This is a genomic window from Bradyrhizobium sp. CCGUVB1N3 (assembly GCF_024199925.1).
Lineage (GTDB): Bacteria > Pseudomonadota > Alphaproteobacteria > Rhizobiales > Xanthobacteraceae > Bradyrhizobium.
In genome coordinates, this window is record NZ_JANADR010000001.1 from 6,132,667 (window position 1) to 6,155,501 (window position 22,835).

Sequence of the window (22,835 nt, forward strand, 5' to 3'; positions counted from 1 at the left end):
GCGCGTTTTTGCGCGTGGTTTCGAACGAAAGCACTTTTTTCAAGGTTTTTGATCGAGGCTCACGCGCATGTCGGGTGCGGGCCAATACCGATTCGCATCCGGGGCATGATGGTCGAAGGCCGCGATTAGGCGTTCGCGTTCATGCCGACTGACCAGTCCAGCAGCAATCCGGCGGCTGGGCGCAACGGGCAAGGCGCCCGTATGACCCGAAAGGATGGACGCCATCCGAAATCCAAAAACCATGGCAGGATCGCAGGACGCTGATCACCCGCTTCGATCAGCGTCCCGCAATCTTGCGCATGGTTTTTGTTTTTCGACGCGCCCCTTCTTTCGAGAACCCATGAAAGAAGACATCTATGTTCAATAAGCATTCAGTCGAGATCGACTGGGGCGGACGCCCTCTCAAGCTCGAAACCGGCAAGGTCGCGCGCCAGGCCGACGGCGCCGTCGTCGCCACCTACGGCGAGACCGTGGTGCTCGCGACCGTCGTGGCCGCGAAGGCGCCGCGCGAAGGCGTCGACTTCCTGCCGCTGACCGTGGACTACCAGGAGAAGACCTACGCCGCGGGCCGCATTCCCGGCGGCTATTTCAAGCGCGAGGGCCGTCCGACCGAGAAGGAGACGCTGGTCTCCCGCCTGATCGACCGTCCGATCCGTCCGCTGTTCGTCGACGGCTGGCGCAACGAGACCCAGGTGATCGCCACCGTGCTGTCGCACGACATGGAGAACGATCCCGATATCGTCGCACTGGTGGCATCGTCGGCGGCGCTGACGCTGTCGGGTGCCCCCTTCAAGGGCCCGATCGGCGCCGCGCGCGTCGGCTTCGTCAACGACGAATACGTGCTCAACCCGACGCTCGACGAGATGGTCGACACCCAGCTCGACCTCGTCGTCGCCGGCACGGCCGACGCCGTGCTGATGGTGGAATCGGAAGCCAAGGAGCTCAACGAGGACATCATGCTCGGCGCCGTGATGTTCGGTCACCGCCACTTCCAGCCGGTGATCAACGCGATCATCGAGCTCGCCGAGAAGGCCGCGAAGGAGCCGCGCGAGGTCACCACGATCGACAATTCGGCGCTCGAGAAGGAGATGCTCGGCCTCGTCGAGCAGGAGCTGCGCGCCGCCTACGCCATTCCGGTCAAGCAGGATCGCTACGCCGCGGTCGGCAAGGTCAAGGAAAAGGTGATCGCCCATTATTTCCCTGAAGGGCAGGAGCCGAAATACGACAAGCTGCGCATCGCCGGCGTGTTCAAGGAGCTCGAGGCCAAGATCGTTCGCTGGAATATCCTGGACACCGGCAAGCGTATCGACGGCCGCGACAGCAAGACCGTGCGCAACATCATCGCCGAAGTCGGCGTGCTGCCCCGCGCTCACGGCTCGGCGCTGTTCACCCGCGGCGAGACCCAGGCGCTGGTCGTGACCACGCTCGGCACCGGTGAGGACGAGCAGTACATCGACGCGCTGTCGGGGACGTACAAGGAAACGTTCCTGCTGCACTACAACTTCCCGCCCTACTCGGTCGGCGAAACGGGGCGCCTCGGCGGCACCAAGCGTCGCGAGATCGGCCATGGCAAGCTCGCCTGGCGCGCGATCCATCCCGTGCTGCCGCCGCACCACGAATTCCCCTACACCACGCGCGTGGTGTCGGAGATCACCGAGTCCAACGGCTCGTCCTCGATGGCATCGGTTTGCGGCGCCTCGCTCGCCCTGATGGACGCCGGCGTGCCGTTGAAGCGCCCGACTGCGGGCATCGCGATGGGCCTGATCCTCGAAGACAAGCGCTTCGCGGTTCTCTCGGACATTCTCGGTGACGAGGACCATCTCGGCGACATGGACTTCAAGGTCGCCGGCACGGAAGCGGGCATCACCTCGCTCCAGATGGACATCAAGATCGAGGGCATCACCGAGGAGATCATGCGCGTCGCCCTTGGCCAGGCCAAGGACGGCCGCATCCACATCCTCGGCGAGATGGCAAAGGCCCTGACCGCGGCCCGCGCCGAGCTCGGCGAATACGCGCCGCGCATCGAGACCTTCAAGATCCCGACCGACAAGATCCGTGAAGTGATCGGCACCGGCGGCAAGGTGATCCGCGAGATCGTCGAGAAGACCGGCGCCAAGGTCAACATCGAGGACGACGGCACCGTGAAGGTCGCCTCCAGCGACGGCGAGGCGATGAAGGCCGCGATCAAGTGGATCAAGTCGATCGCGTCCGAGCCCGAAGTCGGCCAGATCTATGACGGCACCGTCGTCAAGGTGATGGAGTTCGGCGCCTTCGTGAACTTCTTCGGTTCCAAGGACGGCCTCGTCCACATCAGCCAGCTCGCTTCGGCGCGCGTGCAGAAGACCACCGACGTCGTCAAGGAAGGCGACAAGGTCAAGGTCAAGCTGCTCGGCTTCGACGACCGCGGCAAGACCCGCCTGTCGATGAAGGTGGTCGACCAAACCACCGGCGAGGACCTCGAGGCCAAGGACAAGCCGGCCGACGGCCAGCAGGCTCCGCGCGAAGCGGCCGGCGAGTAGATCTCTTACGCATTGGAAACACGAAGGGCGGCCTCTCGGCCGCCCTTTTTGTTTGTGCTGACGTGTTGAACGGTCAGGCGATGTCGAAGCGGTCGGCGTTCATCACCTTGGTCCAGGCCGCCACGAAGTCCTTGGCGAACTTCTGCTTCGAATCCGCGCTCGCATAGACTTCGGCGAAGGCGCGGAGCTGGGAGTGCGAGCCGAAGATCAGGTCGGCACGGGTCGCGGTCCACTTGACCGCATTGGTCTTGCGGTCACGTCCCTCATACGCGCCGTTGGCGGCTGGTGCCCACTGCGTGCTCATGTCGAGCAGGTTGACGAAGAAGTCGTTGGTCAGCGTCCCCGGCTTCGCCGTGAAGACGCCGTTCTTCGAACCACCTGCGTTGGCGCCGAGCACGCGCAGACCGCCGACGAGAGCCGTCAACTCGGGCGCGGTGAGCCCCAACAGCTGCGCCCGATCCACCAGGGCTTCCTCCTGCTTCAGGAACTGATGCTTGCCGCCGACATAGTTGCGGAAGCCGTCGGCCCGCGGCTCGAGCGGCGCGAAGGACGGAACGTCCGTCTGCTCCTGCGACGCATCCATGCGACCCGGCGTGAACGGCACCTTCACATCGACGCCGGCATCCTTCGCAGCCTTCTCGACCGCGGCGTCACCGCCGAGAACGATGAGGTCGGCAAGCGAGATCTTCTTCTTGCCTGCGCCAAACTCCTTCTGGATCGCTTCGAGCTTGCCGAGCACCTTGGAGAGCTGGGCCGGCTGGTTGGCCTCCCAATCCTTCTGCGGAGCAAGGCGGATACGCGCGCCATTGGCGCCGCCGCGCTTGTCGGAGCCGCGGAAGGTCGAAGCCGATGCCCAGGCGGTAGAGACCAGCTCGGAGACCGAGAGGCCGGAAGCCAGGATCTTCGTCTTCAGCCCTGCGACGTCCTGCTCGCTGACGAGCTCATGATCGACGGCCGGAATTGGATCCTGCCAGATCAGCGTCTCTTTCGGCACCAGCGGGCCGAGGTAGCGCGCGACCGGACCCATGTCGCGGTGAGTGAGCTTGAACCAGGCGCGAGCAAACGCGTCCGCGAACTGGTCGGGGTTTTCGAGGAAGCGGCGCGAAATCTTCTCATAGGCCGGATCCAAGCGCAGCGAGAGGTCGGTCGTCAGCATCGTCGGCCGATGCTTCTTCGACTTGTCGAACGGATCCGGAATGATCGCCTCGGCACCCTTGGCCGTCCACTGGTTCGCACCGCCCGGGCTCTTCGTCAGCTCCCATTCGTACTTGAACAGGTTCTCGAAGAAGTTGTTGCTCCATTTCGTCGGCGTCGTTGTCCATGTCACTTCGAGACCGCTGGTGATGGAATCGCCCGCCCGCCCCGAAGCGTGCTTGCTCTTCCAGCCGAGACCCTGCTCCTCGAGTGCGACCGCTTCCGGCTCCGGTCCGACCAACGACGGATCGCCCGCACCATGGGTCTTGCCGAAGGTGTGGCCGCCGGCGATCAGCGCGACGGTCTCCTCGTCATTCATCGCCATGCGGAAGAACGTCTCGCGGATGTCCTTGGCGGCCGCGACCGGGTCCGGCTTGCCGTTCGGTCCTTCCGGATTGACGTAGATGAGGCCCATCTGCACCGCGCCGAGCGGCTCGGCGAGCTGGCGTTCGCCGCTATAGCGCTCATCGCCCAGCCACGTACCCTCGGGCCCCCAATACAACTCTTCCGGCTCCCAGACGTCGGCGCGACCACCCGCGAAACCGAACGTCTTGAAGCCCATCGACTCCAGCGCGACATTGCCGGCGAGGACCATCAGGTCGGCCCACGAGATCTTGCGGCCGTACTTCTGCTTGATCGGCCAGAGCAGCCGGCGAGCCTTGTCGAGGTTGGCGTTGTCGGGCCAGCTATTCAGCGGCGCGAAGCGCTGCTGACCGGCACCGGCGCCGCCTCGACCGTCGGTGATGCGGTAAGTGCCCGCGCTGTGCCAGGCCATGCGGATCATGAGGCCGCCGTAGTGCCCGAAGTCGGCCGGCCACCATTCCTGGGAGTCGGTCATCAGCGCATGCAGATCCTTGACGACCGCATTCAGGTCGAGCGTCTTGAATTCCTTGGCATAGTCGAAGTCCTCGCCCATCGGATCCGACAGATCGGAATTCCGGTGCAGGACTTGAACATCCAGTTGGTTAGGCCACCACTCGCGGTTCGAGGGTGCGGGTTTTCCGCCCGTGAACGGGCATTTTGCTTGATCGTCCATGAATACCTCCTCTGGTGGCGTCACTCGTCGCCATGACCCAGGTAGAACCACTCTAAGCGTCACCTCCTATCAGGTAAAGTTGACTTTAATGATCGCTACGATAGGATTTTCTGATGATCAATCTGACGCTGCGGCAGCTCCGGTATTTCGATGCGCTGGCGCGTCTTGGCCATTTCGGGCGCGCGGCGGAAGCCTGCTCGATCTCGCAGCCGGCGCTGTCGATGCAGATCAAGGAAATGGAGGAAACGCTCGGCGGGTTGCTGCTCGAGCGCAGCGCGCGCCAGGTCGCACTCACGCGCTTCGGCGAGGAACTCGCCCAGCGCGTGCGCGAAATCCTGCGCTCGGTCGATGAGCTCGGCGACTTCGCGCGCGCCTCGCGCGACCGCTTCGCCGGCCGCCTGCGCATCGGCATGATCCCGACGATCGCGCCCTATCTCCTGCCCACGATCACCAAGAACCTCACGCGCCTGCATCCGGAGCTCGACATCCGCGTGCGCGAGACGATGACACCCAGGCTGATCCAGGAGCTGACCGAAGGCCGGCTCGACACCGCGATCGTCGCCCTGCCGGTCTCCGAACCATCGCTGACCGAAGTTGCGCTGTTCGAGGAAAAATTTCTGCTGGTGCGGCCGGGCACGGATGAGGGAACGCCGGTGCCCTCACGCGAGATGATGCGCGAGATGCGGCTCTTGCTGCTCGAGGAGGGACATTGTTTCCGCGACCAGGCGCTGTCGTTCTGCAACATGCAATCGGCCCCGCCGCGCGAGATGCTGGATGCGAACTCGCTGTCGACGCTGGTTCAGATGGTCAGCGCCGGCATCGGCGTGACCTTGATCCCGGAAATGGCCCTGCCGGTCGAGACGCGCTCGGCCTCCGTGTCGGTCGCGCGCTTCGCCGATCCGCAGCCCTCGCGCACCATCGGCATGGTCTGGCGCAGGACCAGCCCGCTGGCGCGGCAGTTGCTGCAAATCTCCGAGGTGGTGTGCCTGTCGGCCGGCAAGGTGCGCGCACGGCACGCGGCGAGCGCCATTCCGCGCAATCCCAGGGCCTGATCGGCGCGCGGCAGATCGTACCCATGTCCACTCCGGTCATCCGCCCCGCCGAGCCGCACGAATACGACGAGATCGCCCGCGTATGGATGGAGAGCTGGGTCTCGACCGGCTTGGCAGAGGCGAGCAATTTCCTGCTCGCAAACCTGCGCGCGCGCCTGCGACGCGAGATCGAGGACGGCTGGAGCCTGTTCGTTGCCGACGACAACGGCACCATCGCCGCCATGCTGGCACTGCATCTGCCAAAACTCTATCTCGACCAGCTCTTCGTCGCACCCGCCTATCAGGGCCGCTCGCTGGGCCGGCAGTTGCTCGCGTTTGCGCGAGCGCAGATGCCCGACGAAATCGAACTGCGCTGCGTGCGCGAGAACGATAAGGCCTGGCGCTGGTATGAGCGCGAGGGCTTTTTGTTCGAATGGGAAGAGATCGCGACGGCGACGGGCTTCATGATGAAGTGCTATCGGTGGCGCAGAAAGAACGGCATCGATCGATTGCCAGGCAGTGTCTCAGTTTGAACTTAAGGGCTGCCTGCGATAGCCTCGCGATGCTCGCGACGGGAGAACAATTTGCCGAGGTTCAAGCTTCATTCTCCGGGCGCTTGGGGCGAAAAGAACGCCAGAGAATACAGCTATTCGATGGTGTTGGAGATCGATGGCCGGGTTGAGTTATCCGGCCAAGGCGGCTGGCATCCCGATACGCTCGATTTCCCGGTCGGCGTTCCGATTGAGGCAGAGATCAATCAAGCCTTCGATAATGTGGCCTTCATGCTGAACGAGGTCGGGCTTGATTGGGCAAACGTCGCTCACATCAACTCATACCATACGCCGGAACCGGACGGGACGATCCTCGCAGCTACAGCAGAGATGGCGCGGCAGTTTCGCCTTCGCATGCCCGATCATAAGCCGATCTGGACCTGCCTAGGCGTCGCGGTACTTGGCGATCCTAAGATGCACGTCGAAATCCGCGTCACGGCCTTTAGAGAGTGACGGCAACGCGCTTTCTGTAGGGGCCGCACTTTCCGTATAGAAAGGCAAGGTTGACCAACTTCTCGCGTGAAGCATGCATCGCCACCCCAGCCGTAGCGACTTGCCAAGTTGCACGAGACGCGCGATGCACGAGGAAAATCGCGTCCCGATGAAAGGTGAGATCCCATGATCAAACTCTACTGGTCGCCCCGCTCGCGCTCCTTCTCCGCGCTCTGGCTGATGGAAGAAACCGGCCTGCCCTATGAGCGTGTGCTGACCGACATCACGACGGGCGCGCAGAAGGCGCCGGAGTATTTGAAGATCAATCCGATGGGCAAGGTGCCGGCTCTGGTCGACGGCGATGCCGCGCTCGGCGAGGCGGCCGCGATCTGCGCCTATGTCGCCGATCGCTACCCGGAGACGAAGCTCGCGCCGGTGCCGACCGATCCGCGTCGCGCGCGATACCTGCAATGGCTGTTCTTCGGGCCAGGCTGCATCGAGCCCGGGTTGATCCAGATCTTCACCAAGCTCGAGGTGCCAACTTCGACGGCGGCCTGGGGCAGCGCGACGCAAGTGTTCGACGTCCTCGACACCGCGCTGGCCAAGGGACCATGGATCCTTGGCGACGAGTTCACCGCCGCCGACATCGTGATCGGCTCGGGGCTGAATTTCGCCGTGCGGATGTTCAAGATGGTGCCGCCGCGGCCGTCGTTCGACGCCTATATCGCCCGCTGCGTGGCGCGGCCGGCCTTCCAGCGCGCGGAGAAGATCGCGGCGGGGTGAGGCGAGGTCGAGCCGCCGCGCTCAGAGCTTCACCTTTAGGACGGCCAATCCGGATTGCTGAAGAAGACCGGACGATGTGGTGTGCATGCCGTATCGAATGCCGAGATCAACGCGATCGCTGCCGGCGACGACCAGTCCGAGACCTGCGGAGTAGATCCAGGGCGAGAGACCGAGGCCATTGGTGACGAAGGTATCGCCACCTCCCGCAAAGGCGGCTTTGATCTGCAACCCCTGATTCAAGACGTTATAGCCGATCCCGAGATCGGCAGTGAGATAAGCTTGCCTCGCGAACTCATACGCGCTCCTGAGCCCTGCCGTGAGCGTCAGCTCACGATAGTCTTGCGAATCGACATTGAGGCTGAAGCCGCCGGCGCCGTTTTCCTGATAGGCGGGCGAACGCACCTGCCCGTAGTCTAATCGCAATGACGGCACAAGCGTAAGTCCCCCGCTGATCTGGACCTGCTGCTTGATCGCGGCGCCGGCGTGACCGCTGTAGGAACGATAGCTTGCCGCGGCAGTGCCGTTGACGAAGGTCAACGAGCGGTTTTCACCGTTGTCATTCAGTGCGCCATCGAGCTGGGCCTCGAGCTGAACGTCGCGGCTGACCGCGTAGGCGCCGTAGAGTCCCATCTGGTATGAATCGATTGCGAGCCGATTGGGGACGGCGTCCTCGCTCCCCGTCACGGTCTGATGGGAATAGGCAAACACGCCGCCGAGAAGGGTGCGCGGAGAAACCGTCGCATCGACCCCCATAACGACGCCGCCACCGGACGCATTGTATCCGGGAACACCGTCCAGGCTGCCTTGCCGAACGATGCCGCCGAGCGGCTTCATCCAGATGTTCTGCTCGGGCGCAACGCCGGAGTTGAGCCCACGGACGTCGTCGAGACGTCCCATGACGGCCTGCTGAAACGCGCGCTGGGCGGCATAGGTTGCCTGCGATGCCGCACCGGTGAGAACCGGCAAGGTCTGATTGACGGCATTGGAAAGGCTCGGACCACTCAGATTGTCGAGGGTGATGAATCCCGGCACCATGGCGCCCGTCCAGCCGAGCGACGTCGTCGACATCCGGTAAAGCATGTCCGCGGCCGCGAGCCCTGCCCGGTTGTTCTGGGCGCGCAGGGTGTCGGCATAGGGCTGAATCAGGGACAGGTAGGCTATAGCGCCGGTCGGATTGCCCGTCAGGTCGTAGGCGCTGACCAGCATCTGCGAACCCGACGCGTCACCGCTCGCCGCCCCGTAGAGGCTGGTGAGCGTGCCACGTGACAGCGTGTTGAAGAGGACGTTGCCCTCTGGTGTCACCGAGCCCAGCAGGGTGAAACTGGCGGCACCGCCGGCGGGCGCGAAGCCGGCGCCCCAGAAATATCCGTTCTGATAATTCGTGATCACGAAACGTCCGGGAGCGGACGTGCCAAACAAGGTGGGGCTGACGATGCGCCATGGCGTGCCCGCCGTCCACGCCCATTGCGGGACCGAATTGGCCGGGACGGCCTGCGAGGGCGGCGGGGTGAACGTCGCGGGATCGTAAGGCAGCATGTAGGCCCAATGCGTCACGAGCAGGCTGTCTCCCGTGATCATCTGCATTTCCATCTCGGTCACGCCGTTGATGATTCGCATGTTACCGAGGCCGACGGTCACGGCACCGCCCGAGGTCGGTGTGAACAGCATCGTGATCTGACCCGCCGTCGTCACGAAGCCCTGGATCGTGGACGTGTCGGTCGCGAGCGCCGACCCGATCTTGAGCTGCGCAACGCTCGCCCCGGTGAATGATCCATTCGTCGCGGTGGATAGCGACCACAGCGTCTGATCGCCGATCGGAATCGGATTCGAAAAACCGGTATTCGGCGCAGCGTAGGCCAGCAATTGTGCCGTCGGCACGTACCAGTGCGTATTGGACAGGGTCGAATCCCAGATCGCCGACTGTGCCAGGATAGGGAAGCTCCCGCAGGTCAGGGCAGCGCCCGCAATGGACGCGAGCACACCCGCGCGACAGATCGCACACACCATCGGCAAGATCGTTCCTTCCGAACCGCGGGTCGCGCCGCCGGTCGTGCGGCGCTACCGGGCGCAGGAAACATCATCTTGTTGCCGAGTCTGCCCCATGATCGTGGGGTGCGAGGAAGCGCCGCGGCCCCAGGCGGGCCTCGGAAGGCTCATTCCGCCTTCAGATCTTCCGGCTTCGGCATCAGGACGATGTTGTAGCCGGAATCGACATAGTGGATCTCGCCGGTCACGCCGCCGGAGAGATCCGACAGCAGATACAGCGCCGAGCCGCCGAGCTCGTCGAGCGTGACGCCGCGGCGAAGCGGCGAGTGCTTTTGCATGAACGCAAACATCGCACGCGCTTCGCCGATGCCGGAGCCGGCGAGCGTACGGATCGGGCCTGCGGAGATCGCGTTGACGCGGATGCCGCGCGGTCCGAAATCGGAGGCGAGATAGCGCACGGAGGCTTCCAGCGCGGCCTTGGCAACGCCCATCACGTTGTAGTTCGGCATCGATCGCTCCGAGGCGCCGAAGGTCAGCGTGATCATGCTGCCGCCCTCCGTCATCAGCTCGGCAGCTCGTTTTGCGACCTCCGTGAACGAGAAACAGGAGATCACCATGGTGCGCGAGAAATTCTCTCGGCTGGTGTCGGCGTAGCGGCCCTTCAGCTCGTTCTTGTCGGCAAAGCCGATCGCGTGGATGACGAAGTCGAGCTGGCCCCATTTTTCGCGCAAGACAGCGAATGTAGCGTCGACGCTGGCGATGTCCTCGACATCGCAAGGCAGCACCAACTCGACTCCGAGAGACTCCGCGAGCGGCTTGACGCGCTTGCCCAAAGCGTCACCCTGGAAGGTGAAGGCGAGCTCGGCGCCGTGGGCGTGCAGCGTCTTGGCCATGCCCCAGGCGATCGAGTGATCATTGGCGATGCCCATGATCAGACCGCGCTTGCCTTTCATCAGACCTTCCATTGCCTCGTCGCTCCCATTTCGACGTCATCGCCCGCGAAAGCGGGCGATCCAGTATTCCAGGACGGTTCGTGATAAATCGAGAGGCCGCGGCGTACTGGATGCCCCGCCTTCGCGGGGCATGACCAAATCAACCAATCACACATCCAACCGGCTGAACACCAGCGTGGCGTTGGTGCCGCCGAAGCCGAACGAGTTCGACAGCACGGTGCCGATTTTGACGTTGTCGATGCGCTTGCGCACGATCGGCATGTCGGCGAACACCGGATCGAGCTCCTGGATGTGCGCGCTCTCGCAGATGAAGCCGTTGTTCATCATCAGCAGCGAATAGATCGCTTCCTGCACGCCGGTCGCGCCCAGCGAGTGGCCGGTGAGCGCCTTGGTGGCGGAGATCGGCGGGCACTTCTCGCCGACGCCGAACACCTTTCGGATCGCCTCGATCTCCGGCGGGTCGCCGGCCGGTGTCGAGGTGGCGTGCGGGTTGATGTAATCGACCTTGGTCTTCACGGTCGACATCGCCATCCGCATGCAGCGCTCGGCGCCTTCACCCGACGGCGCAACCATGTCGTAACCATCCGACGTCGCGCCATAGCCGACGATCTCGCCATAGATCCGCGCGCCGCGCGCCTTGGCGTGCTCGAGCTCTTCCAGCACCAGCACACCGGCGCCGCCCGCGATGACGAAGCCGTCGCGATTGACGTCATAGGGACGCGAGGCGGTGGCAGGCGTGTCGTTGTATTTCGAGGACATCGCGCCCATGGCGTCGAACAACACCGACAGCGACCAGTCCAATTCCTCGCAGCCGCCGGCGAAGATGACGTCCTGCTTGCCGATCTGGATCGTCTCATAGGCATTGCCGATGCAATGGTTCGACGTCGCGCAGGCCGACGAGATCGAGTAGTTCACGCCCTTGATCTTGAACCAGGTCGCGAGCGTCGCGGACGCCGTCGACGACATCGCCTTCGGCACCGCGAACGGCCCGACGCGCTTCGGTCCCTTGCTGCGGGTGATGTCGGCGGATTCGACGATGGTCCGGGCCGACGGGCCGCCCGAGCCCATGATGATGCCGGTGCGGATGTCGGAGACTTCATCAGGCCCGAGACCGGAATCCAGGATCGCCTGCTCCATCGCGATGTGATTCCACGCGGCACCCTGGCCGAGGAAACGCATCGCGCGCCGGTCGATCACTGTGGCGGGATCGAGTGTCGGCTCGCCCTGCACCTGCGAGCGGAAGCCCATCTCGGCATATTTCTCTGCCCGCGAGATGCCTGACTTCGCCTCGTGAAGGCTCGCAAGCACTTCCTGGGTGTTGTTTCCGATGGACGAGACGATGCCCATCCCGGTGACCACAACCCGCCTCATGACCGCCTCGCCCTAATCGTTGTCGCCTTCAATTGATGCGCCTTGCTTCAGCCCAGGCTCGTGCCCTGCTTGAACAGGCCGACCTTCAGATCCTTGGCGCGATAGATAATCGTGTCGTCGACCGAAAGCCACCCGTCGGCAATGCCCAGCACCAGCTTTGAGCGCATGACGCGCTTGATATCGATCTGGTACACGACCTTGCGGGCCTCGGGCAGCACCTGGCCGCCGAACTTCAATTCGCTCAACCCCAGCGCGCGACCGCGGCCCTCGCCGCCGATCCAGCCGAGGTAGAATCCGACCATCTGCCAGAGCGCGTCGAGGCCAAGGCAGCCCGGCATCACCGGGTCGTTCTTGAAATGGCAGCCGAAGAACCAGAGGTCCGGCTTGACGTCGAGCTCGGCGCGCACCAGTCCCTTGCCGAATTCGCCGGCGGTATCGGAGATTTCCGTGATGCGGTCGAACATCAGCATCGGCGGCAGCGGCAATTGGGCGTTGCCCGGGCCGAACATCTCGCCGCGGGCACAAGCCAGCAAATCCTCGTATTCGTAACCGTTGCGCCTGTTCAGCATCCCGGAGCCTCTGTTCAAATCCCGATGGGGCAGTTCTGGCGAGAATGGCCCCGTTTCTCGACGGAAGGAGCGCCATTCGCCGTTGTCAGGCGCGAAAACCGCGCGACCGGACGGACCGCGGGCCAAGCCTCGTCGAGCCCGACTGCGCCAAAATCGGTTAAGCGGGACCGCGCGCTCTCTATCATAGGCCCTTCCGGCGTCAAAGCGCCCTTTACAGGGTTAAATAATCGCATCTCGTCCCGGTTCCGGCCCGACTTAGAACCACTCTAGTTGCGAGAAACTTGCATCTGCATCTATCCGTCCATATATTGCACGACAATAGTGTTTTTCCTCGCGTGCCCTGAAATCGGAAATGAGCGATAGCGCCCCGAACCACCACGACGAAACCGCCCATTCCGCGTCCCTCCACTCCGGACGCCAGCCGGCCTTGACCGGCTGCCCGTGGCACGACGTCAACGAAATGCTCCAGGCTGCCGGGCTTCGCCCGACGCGCCAGCGCATGGCGCTGGGCTGGCTGCTGTTCGGCAAGGGTGCCCGGCACCTGACCGCCGAAATGCTCTATGAGGAAGCGACGCTGGCCAAGGTTCCGGTGTCGCTGGCGACCGTCTACAACACGCTGAACCAGCTCACCGATGCCGGTCTGCTGCGCCAGGTCAGCGTCGACGGCACCAAGACCTATTTCGACACCAACGTCACCACGCACCACCATTATTATCTCGAGAACAGCCACGAGCTGGTCGACATTCCCGACCCGCATCTGGCGCTGTCGAAGATGCCCGACGTGCCCGAGGGCTACGAGATCGCGCGCATCGACATGGTCGTGCGCCTGCGCAAGAAGCGCTGAGATCTGTCCCGCGTCGTCCCGGCGAAGGCCGGGACCCATACTTGAGTGATGCCTCAATAAGGCACGCCGGTTGCTGCCTTCAAAAACAACCCAATCCTGTGGTTATGGGTCCCGGCCTTCGCCGGGACGACAGCGACATGCGCGTCAGTTCACCAGCTCGTCGGAGTAGACGCCCCAGAGCCGCTCCTGCTGGATCCAGCCGTCAAAACCGTTGCCGGTGACGTGGCACCAGCCGGTGGTACATTTCTTGACCTGGGCGACAACACCGACCTGGAGCTTTGCAGCAACTGCGCTGTCGGCGTCGGCGCGATCATAGATCGGCGCGAGATCGTCCTTGTGCTTCATGGTGACGACCGCGGTGCGGCGCCCCGACAGCAGCGAATGATAGACCCAGCCCTCGGCGCCTTCGGAATCGCGCACCCGGCGCCAGTTCTCGAACTCGGCGGTGATTTCGACCGGCAGACCGGCGCGGGTGTAGACCCAGGCCACATCGTTGTCCTTGGTCGGGCCGGCGCGGACATTCACATGGTCTGATTTGAGGCTGACATAGCGCGGCACGGGAAGGCCGCTCGCGGTCTGAACCGCGTCCTTGGCCGAATGTCCGGGGCTGACCGAAGCGCCCAGCCAACCCAACACGAGCGCCACCAGCGACCAAAAACGCCCCAACGCCATCACGACCCGTCTCCTTCCGGAACCCCGGCGCAAGTGCGCCGAATTCCGAGAATCACTTCCAAATCCATGCCGCATGCCCCTCTCCCCGCCCCACGCGGGTCTTTCCCGGCTCTGCCGTGGTTCTTGTCTTGGCCCGGCCATCTGCTAGAGAGGACGAGCGTCTAACAAACCAGTTTGGCCCGATTTTCCGGGTGGAAATATCGGGAGAGCTTGAAGGAAACGCCGGGGACGATGCGGCAGGGCCAGTGTCGAACAACCGGGTTAATGAGGTCTGAACGGTAAGCCTTTGTCGACAGAGGCGACCAGCGATGCCTCATGAGAGCAGGACATGTCGGTCAAGAAAAAACCCCTCGTCGTCGTGACACGCAAGCTGCCGGACTCCATCGAGACGCGCATGCGCGAATTGTTCGACGCCCGGATCAATCTTGACGACACTCCGATGTCGCGGGAGCAGATCGCGGAGGCGGCGCGCTCGGCCGACGTGCTGGTTCCGACCGTGACCGACCATATCGACGCCGACATCATCAACCAGCCCGACTGCAAGCTTCGCCTGATCGCGAATTTCGGCAACGGTGTCGACAATATCGACGTCGAGGCGGCACATGCGCGCGGCATCACCGTCACCAACACGCCAAAAGTTCTGACCGAGGACACCGCCGACATGACGATGGCGCTGATCCTCGCGGTGCCGCGGCGGCTGATCGAGGGCGCTTCCGTGCTCACGGAAGGCAAACCCTGGGCGGGCTGGTCGCCGACCTGGATGCTGGGCCACCGCATCGGCGGCAAGCGCCTCGGCATCGTCGGCATGGGCCGCATCGGCCAGGCCGTGGCGCGCCGTGCCAGGGCCTTCGGCCTGCAGATCCACTATCACAACCGCCGTCCCGTCGCCCCGAAGATCGCCGAGGAGCTGGGCGCGACCTATTGGGAAAGCCTCGACCAGATGCTGGCGCGGATGGACATCATCTCGGTGAACTGTCCGCACACGCCTGCGACCTATCACCTGCTCTCGGCACGGCGGCTGAAGCTGATCCGGAAAGAGGCCTATATCGTCAACACCGCGCGCGGCGAGGTGACCGACGAGGATACGCTGATCAAGCTGATCGAAGCCGGCGAGATCGGCGGCGCCGGCCTCGACGTCTACGAGCACGAGCCCGCCGTCAATCCGAAGCTGGTGCGGCTCGCGAAAGCCGGCAAGGTGACGCTGCTGCCGCACATGGGCTCGGCCACCATCGAAGGCCGCGTCGACATGGGCGAGAAGGTGATCATCAATATTCGCACCTTCCTCGACGCCCACAAGCCGCCGGATCGCGTGCTGCCGAGCATGCTCTGAGGCTTCGCTGCCACCGCTACTCGCGGTGGATGCTCAGATCGTCGAACACGGGTCCATCGCCATTGAGCGGATTGGCCGGATCGCGCGCGTAGCGCAGCGTCTCGAAGCGCATCGCGCGCGCATCCAGCATCAGGAGACGGCCGACCAGGCCCTCGCCGAAGCCGACGATCTCGCGGATCGCTTCCAGCGCCATCATCGAGCCGAGCACGCCGGCGAGCGCACCCATCACGCCGGCTTCCGAGCAGGCCGGCACTGTGCCCGGCGGCGGCGCCTCCGGGAACAGGCAGCGATAGGTCGGATTGAACGCGCCTTGTTCGTTCTTTTCATGCGCGCGGATGGTCGTCAGCGAGCCGTCGAAGGTGCCGAGCGCGGCCGTAATCAACGGTCTTTTCGCAAAGAAGCAGGCGTCCGATACCAGATAGCGGGTGGAGAAATTATCGGAGCCGTCGAGCACGAGGTCGTAATCGCCGATCAAGCCGAGCGCATTGTCGGCGTTGAGCCAGGTGGCGTGACCGACAAAGCGCACATGCGGATTGAGCGCCGCGATCCGCTCCGCGGCGCTCTCGACCTTGTGCCGGCCGATATCGGGCGTCGTGTGGATGACCTGGCGCTGCAGGTTGGAGAGCGACACGACGTCGTCATCGACCACGCCGAGCGTGCCGATGCCGGCGGCGGCGAGATACATCAGGGCCGGCGCGCCGAGACCTCCGGCGCCGATCACCAGCACGGAGGCCTGCTTCAGCGCGGCCTGGCCTGGTCCGCCGACATCGCGCAGCACGATATGGCGGGCATAGCGTTCGAGTTCGTCGGGACTCAGCATCGTTCTGTTCATCCTTCCGGTGCTGACCCTCATGGTGAGGAGCGCGTAGCGCGTCTCGAACCATGAAGGCCCCGCTGTCGCCCGGGGCCATCCTTCGAGACGCGGCCCTGCGGCCGCTCCTCAGGATGAGGACTTAGCTCATTGGCCTGAGATTTAGCCTAAGACTTGGCCTGAACCACCCCGAGATTGTTTGCGACCAACGAGATGTGCTTCAATGAGCCCACGTTCAATGGTCGGGTTGGATTTGTCATGAGATCGATGCTGGCGGCAACATTTGTGTTGGTGACCGCGGCGAGCGCGCACGCGCAGATGACGACGCCGCCGCTTCCCGGCACCAAGCCGAAGACGGTCCAGACCGTTCCGATCCGTCCCGCGTTGCAAACGCCGTCCGAGACCGCCGACGCCATGGCGCAGGCGGAGCGGCTGCTGCTGCAATCCAACCTCGCCTGGGTCGGACAATATAACGGCGCGATCACCGGCGACGTCAGCGAGCGCATGGTGAACGCCATCAAGGAATACCAGAAGGCGAATGGCGGCAAGCCGACCGGCGTGCTGAACCCGCAGGAGCGGGCCGCGCTCGCCGAAACGGCGCGCAAGAAGCAGGAGAGCGTTGGCTGGAAGATCGTGATGGAGCCGACCAGCGGCGCGCGGCTCGGCATCCCCGGCAAGCTCGTGCCGCAGCAAGCGACCGATGCCAACGGCTCGAAATGGACCTCGCCGACCGGCACGGTGCAGGTGCTGCTCAGCCGCCGCAAGGAGGCGAACCCGACCACCGCAAAGCTCGCGGAAGCCGAGAAAAAGGAACCGGCCGGGCGCAAGGTTGATTACACCGTGATGAAGCCCGACTTCTTCGTGCTGTCGGGATTGCAGGGCCTGAAGAAGTTTTACGTGCGCGGCACCTTCAGGGGGGACGAGGTACGGATCATGACGATCCTCTACGACCAGGCCATGGAAAACACTGTCGAGCCGGTCGTGATCGCGATGTCGAGCGCCTTCAATGCGTTTCCCTCGGTCCCGCAGGCGGGACCGCCACCTCGGAAAACCGTCGAATATGGCACCGGCATCGTCGTCACCGATGACGGCGCGATCGTCACCGACCGTCTCGTCACCGACGGCTGCCTCGCCCTCACCATCGGCGGCTACGGCAATGCCGACCGGCTCGCGGAAGACAAGGAGCACGACCTCGCGCTGTTGCATATCTACGGCGCGCGCGGCTTGAAGCCGCTGAATTTGGCCAGTGGCGCGGCGAAGACGACGATCGATATCGTCGGCATCGCCGATCCGCAGAATCAGGGCGGCAGCGCCGCTGTCTCGAGCCTCAAGACCGCGCTGGCTCCGGTCACCGGAGGCGATGCAGCGCTCTCGCCGGCGCCGGCGGTTGGATTTTCCGGCGGCGGCGCGATCGATGCTGACGGCAAGTTCGCCGGCATCGCGCTGCTCAAACCGGTGGTCGTCGCCGGCCCCGCCAACGCGGCACCGGCAGCGCAAGCCGTGATGGTATCCGCCGATGTCGTGCGCAATTTCCTGAAGGCGAACGATGTCACCGCAAATGGCAGCTCGACGGATGCAAAAGCGGCCGTCGTGCGCGTGATCTGCGTGCGGAAGTAGGTCGGGCGACGGCCACGCCTCTTCTCTCGTGTCCCGGACAAGGCACGGCATGAAATGCTGCGCCGCCGAGCCGGGACCCATGCAGCCAAATTCCGAGCGCGCAGTTTCTGGGCCCCGGCTCAGCAGCGCATCACTGACGTGCTGCGCCGCGTCCGGGGCAAGCGCAGCCTGAACCGGTACGTACGACTACGGATTCAGTATTGCTACGGATTCGCCGGAATCCCAGATTCCGCCATCATCGTACCGTTGATTCGGACATCCGCGATCCCCTTTGGATCGGGCCGGGCACGTCCTGAGCGAGAAGAGCTCAGCATCCGTCGATGCACGTTCGCGTGGCGTTACCCAGGACCCAGGCACTCCAAAGGATTCATCATCTATGCATACTATCGTACTGGCCACCCAAAAGGGTGGCAGTGGCAAGAGCACCCTTGCCATCGGCCTCGCGCTGGCCGCCCGGCAGGCGGGATTCAGCGTTCGCCTGATCGAGACCGACCCGCAGGGCACGCTGTCGAACTGGCAGCGCCGCCGCGCCACAGCCGAGCCCGTCGTCGAGCCCATCTACCATGCATCCGCGCTCGAACCGCGCCTTAGGATGCTGGCAGGGAGCGGCCTTCAACTCGCGATCGTCGACACCGCAGCCGGGCTTAGCGCCGTGACCACCGCGGCGATCCGCCACTCCGATCTGTGCCTCATCCCGGCGCGCCCGAGCGTCGCCGACATCGAGGCCTCGGCCTCGACAGTCAGCGTCGCGCGCGCGTGGAAACGGCCCTTCAGCTTCGTCCTGAACCAGACGCCGATCCGCGGCCAGCGCATCGACAATGCGGCCAACACGCTTGCCGAGGAAGCCGCCCTCGATCTCGCTGATGTGCTAGCGCACCCCCTGATCGTGATGCGCAACGACCATCAGGATTCGCTCGCAGCCGGCCTTGCCGTCAGCGAGTTCGCGGCCAACGGCAAGTCGGCAGACGAGATCCGCGGCCTCTGGCAATGGGTCCAGACCAGGCTCAGCGTTTCTGCCGCGACGACCAATCTGCTGATCGACCAGGTCATTTCGGCCGCCGACGGAATGTTGCACGCCGCCATCGCGTCGAAGGATACGGCCACTCTGGCGTCCTGAGCGGGGCGATCGCCCGGACGACAGCCGGGCTCCCTGTTCTCCGGTAGCAGGGAGCCCGAGCGACGAAGCAATCCGGCTACCAGCCCGGCCGGATTGCTTCGCTTCGCCTTGGTAACATCAGTCGGGCTCGATCTGCCTCGCACGCAGCCAGCTTTCGCGCCTCACAATCCATTTCTCGGATTTCGACTCCCCGCCGTGATGCGCAAGCTCGATGAATCCGACGAATTCCGCACCCGTCTTCCGCTTGACGCGCCGTGACGCCGCGTTGGAAACCGCGTTGCAGACGAAGAAGTGGTCGAGACCAAGTGTCCGAAATGCGAAGTCGTTGACCGCGGTGATCGCCTCCGTCATCAAGCCACGATTCCAATAGGGCTCGGCCAGCCAGAAGCCGCGATTGCCCTTCCTGCCGTCAGCCCGAGGACGGAAGTGGATGATTCCGATCGCTTCGCCGTCGCCACCCCTTGGCACCAGGACCCAGAGATAGATCTCCTCTCCGGCCGAGACCTTTTCAAGCTGCTGCCTGACGAACGTCTCTGCGCCATCAGCGGGATACGGCCAGGGGACGACCGCAGCGAGATGCCTGATGATATTCCAATTGTCGAAGTGGCGCTGGATCGCCGGCGCATCCGAGAGCGCGAGCGGCCGCAGGATCAATCGTTCGGTATCAATGACCGGCGTTTGCATGACCTGCTACTTCTGACATTTCGGACACCAGAACGTCGACCGCCCGTTCTGGGTGAAGCGCTTGACTGTGCCGCCACAGCGAGGCGTCTTGCAGGGCTCGCCTTCGCGATCATAGACCTTGAACGAATGCTGGAAGTAACCGAGCTCGCCGGTGGTCTGGCGATGATCGCGCAAGCTCGAGCCGCCCGCCTTGATCGCATCGTTGAGCACGGCGTGGATCGCTCCGACCAGCCGCCTGGCATGATCGGTGGACTCGCCCTTTCGCGTGGCGAGCGTTGCGGCGATCCGGCGCGGCGACAGATGCGAGCGATGCAGCGCCTCGCAGACATAGATGTTGCCAAGCCCTGCCACCACGCGCTGGTCGAGCAGCGCGGCCTTCAGGCTGGTCTTCTTGCCGGCACAGGACTGCGCCAGCATCGCCGCGTCGAATTCGTTGCCGAGCGGCTCTGGGCCGAGCCCGCGCAACAGCGGCTCGTCCTCGAGCGCGTTGCGCGCGATCACTTTCATGTAACCGAAACGGCGCGGATCGTTGAACACGATGTCGGCGCCCGAGGACATGCGAAACAGCACGTGGTCGTGCGTTGAGTCCTTGCCCCTTGGATAGTGAAATTCTTCCGGCGACTTTTCATCATCCGGCTTGATCACGCGGAATGAGCCGGACATGCCGAGATGCATCAGCAGTACGTCACCGGAGGCGAGGTCGGCCATGAGATATTTTGCGCGCCGGCCGAGCCCGGTGACCACCTGGCCCTGGAGCCGCGCCACGAAATCCGGCTGAAAGGGAAAGCGCAAATCGGCCCTGCGGGCCTCCGCCTTGACGATTTTTGCGCCTTCCATGACGGGCTGGAGGCCGCGGCGGACGGTCTCGACTTCAGGCAATTCAGGCATGGTCGGGCATTCACCTTATGAGGGCGGTGTGATAGCGCCATTGCGGCGGCCGCGCTATGGTCCGCCTCGTGGAGTAGAGTAATGGATCGGCCGGGCGAAACCACGCATTTTGGCTTCAGGGACGTCCCCCTGAGCGACAAGCAGACGCTGGTGAACGATGTGTTTCACAGCGTTGCCTCGCGCTATGACCTGATGAACGACCTGATGTCCGGTGGCCTGCACCGGGTCTGGAAGGACATCATGATCAACGCGCTCGACCCGCCGCGGAGTGACCGGCCGTTCGTGCTGCTCGATGTCGCAGGCGGCACCGGCGATATTTCGTTCCGCGCCGCCAAGGCGGCAGGCGCCGGCTTTCATGCCACAGTCTGCGACATCAACGCCAACATGCTGGCCGTAGGACGCGAGCGCGCCGAGAAGAGGCATCTCGACACCCAGGTCGATTTCGTCGAGGGCAATGCCGAAGCGCTCGCGTTTGCCGATCGCAGCTTCGACGCATATACGATCGCCTTCGGAATCCGCAACGTGCCGCGGATCGATCTCGCACTCAGCGAGGCCTATCGGGTGCTGAAGCCGGGCAGCCGCTTCTTGTGCCTTGAGTTCTCCACGGTCGAAACGCCCGGGCTCGATCGTCTCTACGACCTGTTCTCGTTCAAGGTGATTCCGCCGCTCGGCCGCATGGTCACGGGCGATGCCGAATCGTATCAATATCTCGTCGAGTCCATCCGCAAATTCCCCAAGCCGAACGCCTTCGCCGACATGATTCGCGAGGCCGGCTTCTCCCGCGTGAGCTGGCAGACCCTGTCCGGCGGCATCGTCGCATTACATTCAGGCTGGCGTTTGTGATCTCTGCCATTACCCACATTGCGCGTCTTGCCCGCGCCGCGATGGTGTTCGCGCGCGAGGGCGTGTTCGGCGCCGTCGATCCGAGCCTGGTGCCGCCGCCCGGACAGCTCGCCCTGAAGCTTGCCCGCCTCGTCGAACGGCGCGGCCCAAAGCATGGACCGCGGCTGTCACGCGCGCTGACCCGGATGGGCCCGGCCTATCTCAAGCTCGGCCAGTTCCTGGCAACACGCCCGGACGTCGTCGGCGTCGTCATGGCGCGCGACCTCGAAAGCCTCCAGGATCGCCTGCCGCCGTTTTCGCAAGCCGAAGCGGAAGCCGCGATCGCGACATCGCTGGAGCGTCCTCTGACTGAGGTGTTCGCGAGCTTCGGCCCGCCCGTTGCGGCGGCCTCGATCGCGCAGGTGCATCGCGGCGAGGTGGTGCGTGACGGCGCGCGCAAGGCGGTCGCGATCAAGGTGCTGCGACCCAACGTCGCCGCGCGCTTCCGGCGCGACCTCTCCGATTTCTTCTTCGTCGCGCACAAGGCCGAGACCTATTCGGCCGAGGCGCGGCGCTTGCGCCTCGTCGAGGTCATCAACACCATGTCGCGCTCCGTCGCCATGGAGATGGACCTGCGGCTGGAAGCGGCCGCGCTGTCGGAGATGGCGGAGAACACACAAGCCGATCCGGACTTCCGCGTGCCCGCGGTCGACTGGGACCGCACCACGCACAACGTGCTGACGATGGAGTGGATCGACGGCATCGCGTTGAACGACCATGTGCGCTTGCGGGAAGCCAATGTCGACCTGCCCGATCTCGGTCGCAAGATCATCCAGAGCTTTTTGCGCCACGCACTGCGCGACGGTTTCTTCCACGCCGACATGCACCCGGGAAATATGTTCCTGGACGAGGCGGGCCATCTCGTCGCGGTCGATTTCGGCATCATGGGCCGGCTCGGGCTGAAGGAGCGCCGCTTCCTCGCGGAAATCCTGCTCGGCTTCATCACCCGCGACTATCGCCGCGTGGCGGAGGTGCATTTCGAGGCGGGCTACGTGCCCTCGCACCATTCGGTCGAGAACTTTGCGCAGGCGATCCGCGCCATCGGCGAGCCGATCCACAACCGTACCGCCGAAGAAATCTCGATGGCGAAGCTGCTGACGCTTTTGCTCGAGGTCACCGGCCTGTTCGACATGCAGACCAGACCCGAGCTGATCCTGCTCCAGAAGACCATGGTGGTGGTCGAGGGCGTGGCGCGCGGATTCGATCCCAAGCTCGACATCTGGAAGACCGCCGACCCCGTGGTGCGCGAGTGGATCGCGCACAATCTCGGCCCGATCGGCCGCATCCAGGGTGCGATGTCCGGTGCCGGCGAGCTCGGCCGGATCCTGGCGGGACTGCCAGCAATCGCCAGCCGCGCGGTGACGGTGCTCGAGCAGCTGGAAACCATGACCCGCGAAGGCCACATGCTGTCGTCTGACACGATCGAGGAAATGGCCCGCGCGGAGGGCCGCAAGGCCCGGTGGCAGACGATTGGCCTTTGGGTCATTGCCCTCGCCCTGGTCGGAATCCTGCTCGCCATCCGAGGAAATTGATTGCAATGCATTCATGACGTGATAGCATTGCTA

The 22,835-nt window shown here is 64.1% G+C and carries 20 protein-coding genes; 11 read left to right on the forward strand and 9 right to left on the reverse strand.

Annotated elements, in window-relative coordinates; genetic code table 11:
* The first annotated feature begins 356 nt into the window (after nucleotides 1-356).
* Complete coding sequence (gene pnp, locus NLM33_RS29235; RefSeq protein WP_254101304.1) at nucleotides 357-2,519, forward strand: polyribonucleotide nucleotidyltransferase; 2,163 nt, start codon at nucleotides 357-359, stop codon at nucleotides 2,517-2,519.
* Between the two features lie 73 nt (nucleotides 2,520-2,592).
* Here pnp and katG read toward each other — a convergent pair whose 3' ends face one another.
* A complete protein-coding gene (gene katG / locus NLM33_RS29240; protein WP_254101306.1) occupies nucleotides 2,593-4,749 on the reverse strand; it encodes a catalase/peroxidase HPI in 2,157 nt (718 codons plus the stop codon).
* Between the two features lie 113 nt (nucleotides 4,750-4,862).
* Between katG and NLM33_RS29245 the strand changes: the two genes are divergently transcribed.
* The 4 genes from NLM33_RS29245 to NLM33_RS29260 all read left to right on the forward strand — a co-directional run bounded on the left by NLM33_RS29245 (nucleotide 4,863) and on the right by NLM33_RS29260 (nucleotide 7,546).
* Complete coding sequence (locus NLM33_RS29245; RefSeq protein ID WP_254101308.1) at nucleotides 4,863-5,801, forward strand: hydrogen peroxide-inducible genes activator; 939 nt, start codon at nucleotides 4,863-4,865, stop codon at nucleotides 5,799-5,801.
* A 23-nt stretch (nucleotides 5,802-5,824) separates the two neighbouring features.
* A complete protein-coding gene (locus tag NLM33_RS29250; RefSeq protein WP_254101310.1) occupies nucleotides 5,825-6,313 on the forward strand; it encodes a GNAT family N-acetyltransferase in 489 nt (162 codons plus the stop codon).
* 51 nt (nucleotides 6,314-6,364) lie between these two features.
* Nucleotides 6,365-6,784: a Rid family hydrolase gene (locus NLM33_RS29255; RefSeq protein WP_254101312.1), complete on the forward strand. Its 420-nt coding sequence runs from the start codon at nucleotides 6,365-6,367 to the stop codon at nucleotides 6,782-6,784.
* A gap of 165 nt (nucleotides 6,785-6,949) precedes the next feature.
* Nucleotides 6,950-7,546 carry a glutathione S-transferase family protein gene (locus NLM33_RS29260; RefSeq protein WP_254101314.1) on the forward strand — a complete coding sequence of 199 codons (597 nt, stop codon included), beginning with the start codon at nucleotides 6,950-6,952 and terminating at the stop codon, nucleotides 7,544-7,546.
* 21 nt (nucleotides 7,547-7,567) lie between these two features.
* Here the strand turns inward: NLM33_RS29260 and NLM33_RS29265 are convergent, their stop codons facing one another.
* The 4 genes from NLM33_RS29265 to fabA form a co-directional block, all read right to left on the reverse strand.
* The gene (locus NLM33_RS29265) at nucleotides 7,568-9,553 is read right to left on the reverse strand and encodes an autotransporter outer membrane beta-barrel domain-containing protein (RefSeq protein ID WP_254105923.1); all 1,986 of its coding nucleotides are present in this window, start codon (nucleotides 9,551-9,553) and stop codon (nucleotides 7,568-7,570) included.
* Between the two features lie 146 nt (nucleotides 9,554-9,699).
* Nucleotides 9,700-10,497, reverse strand: a complete 798-nt coding sequence (gene fabI / locus NLM33_RS29270; RefSeq protein WP_254101316.1) for an enoyl-ACP reductase FabI — start codon at nucleotides 10,495-10,497, stop codon at nucleotides 9,700-9,702.
* 135 nt (nucleotides 10,498-10,632) lie between these two features.
* The gene (fabB, locus tag NLM33_RS29275) at nucleotides 10,633-11,856 is read right to left on the reverse strand and encodes a beta-ketoacyl-ACP synthase I (RefSeq protein WP_254101318.1); all 1,224 of its coding nucleotides are present in this window, start codon (nucleotides 11,854-11,856) and stop codon (nucleotides 10,633-10,635) included.
* Between the two features lie 47 nt (nucleotides 11,857-11,903).
* On the reverse strand, nucleotides 11,904-12,425 hold the full coding sequence (gene fabA / locus NLM33_RS29280; protein WP_254101320.1) for a bifunctional 3-hydroxydecanoyl-ACP dehydratase/trans-2-decenoyl-ACP isomerase: 522 nt from the start codon (nucleotides 12,423-12,425) through the stop codon (nucleotides 11,904-11,906).
* Between the two features lie 352 nt (nucleotides 12,426-12,777).
* Between fabA and irrA the strand changes: the two genes are divergently transcribed.
* Entirely contained in the window at nucleotides 12,778-13,269 is a 492-nt protein-coding gene (irrA, locus tag NLM33_RS29285) for an iron response transcriptional regulator IrrA (RefSeq protein WP_027528314.1), read from the forward strand.
* Nucleotides 13,270-13,413: 144 nt separating this feature from the next.
* Here the strand turns inward: irrA and NLM33_RS29290 are convergent, their stop codons facing one another.
* Entirely contained in the window at nucleotides 13,414-13,941 is a 528-nt protein-coding gene (locus NLM33_RS29290; protein ID WP_254101322.1) for an SH3 domain-containing protein, read from the reverse strand.
* Nucleotides 13,942-14,269: 328 nt separating this feature from the next.
* Between NLM33_RS29290 and NLM33_RS29295 the strand changes: the two genes are divergently transcribed.
* Nucleotides 14,270-15,271 (forward strand): D-glycerate dehydrogenase, encoded by a 1,002-nt coding sequence (locus NLM33_RS29295; protein ID WP_254101324.1) that lies wholly within the window; start codon nucleotides 14,270-14,272, stop codon nucleotides 15,269-15,271.
* A 16-nt stretch (nucleotides 15,272-15,287) separates the two neighbouring features.
* Here the strand turns inward: NLM33_RS29295 and NLM33_RS29300 are convergent, their stop codons facing one another.
* Nucleotides 15,288-16,091: a molybdopterin-synthase adenylyltransferase MoeB gene (locus tag NLM33_RS29300; RefSeq protein WP_254101326.1), complete on the reverse strand. Its 804-nt coding sequence runs from the start codon at nucleotides 16,089-16,091 to the stop codon at nucleotides 15,288-15,290.
* 249 nt (nucleotides 16,092-16,340) lie between these two features.
* Here NLM33_RS29300 and NLM33_RS29305 point away from each other — a divergent pair, with 249 nt between their 5' ends.
* Together NLM33_RS29305 and NLM33_RS29310 are read left to right on the forward strand one after the other, a co-directional pair.
* Nucleotides 16,341-17,699, forward strand: coding sequence for a serine protease (locus NLM33_RS29305; RefSeq protein WP_254101328.1), 1,359 nt, complete (start codon nucleotides 16,341-16,343; stop codon nucleotides 17,697-17,699).
* Nucleotides 17,700-18,075: 376 nt separating this feature from the next.
* Complete coding sequence (locus tag NLM33_RS29310; RefSeq protein ID WP_254101330.1) at nucleotides 18,076-18,816, forward strand: ParA family protein; 741 nt, start codon at nucleotides 18,076-18,078, stop codon at nucleotides 18,814-18,816.
* A 117-nt stretch (nucleotides 18,817-18,933) separates the two neighbouring features.
* On the opposite strand, the gene NLM33_RS29315 is transcribed toward NLM33_RS29310, so the two are convergent.
* Nucleotides 18,934-19,500, reverse strand: a complete 567-nt coding sequence (locus NLM33_RS29315) for a GNAT family N-acetyltransferase (RefSeq protein WP_254101332.1) — start codon at nucleotides 19,498-19,500, stop codon at nucleotides 18,934-18,936.
* Nucleotides 19,501-19,506: 6 nt separating this feature from the next.
* Entirely contained in the window at nucleotides 19,507-20,388 is an 882-nt protein-coding gene (gene mutM / locus NLM33_RS29320; RefSeq protein ID WP_254101334.1) for a bifunctional DNA-formamidopyrimidine glycosylase/DNA-(apurinic or apyrimidinic site) lyase, read from the reverse strand.
* An 81-nt stretch (nucleotides 20,389-20,469) separates the two neighbouring features.
* Here mutM and ubiE point away from each other — a divergent pair, with 81 nt between their 5' ends.
* Nucleotides 20,470-21,231 carry a bifunctional demethylmenaquinone methyltransferase/2-methoxy-6-polyprenyl-1,4-benzoquinol methylase UbiE gene (gene ubiE / locus NLM33_RS29325; RefSeq protein ID WP_254101336.1) on the forward strand — a complete coding sequence of 254 codons (762 nt, stop codon included), beginning with the start codon at nucleotides 20,470-20,472 and terminating at the stop codon, nucleotides 21,229-21,231.
* Entirely contained in the window at nucleotides 21,228-22,802 is a 1,575-nt protein-coding gene (ubiB, locus tag NLM33_RS29330) for a 2-polyprenylphenol 6-hydroxylase (RefSeq protein WP_254101338.1), read from the forward strand. The genes ubiE and ubiB overlap by 4 nt, the downstream gene beginning before the upstream one ends.
* Nucleotides 22,803-22,835 lie beyond the last annotated feature (33 nt).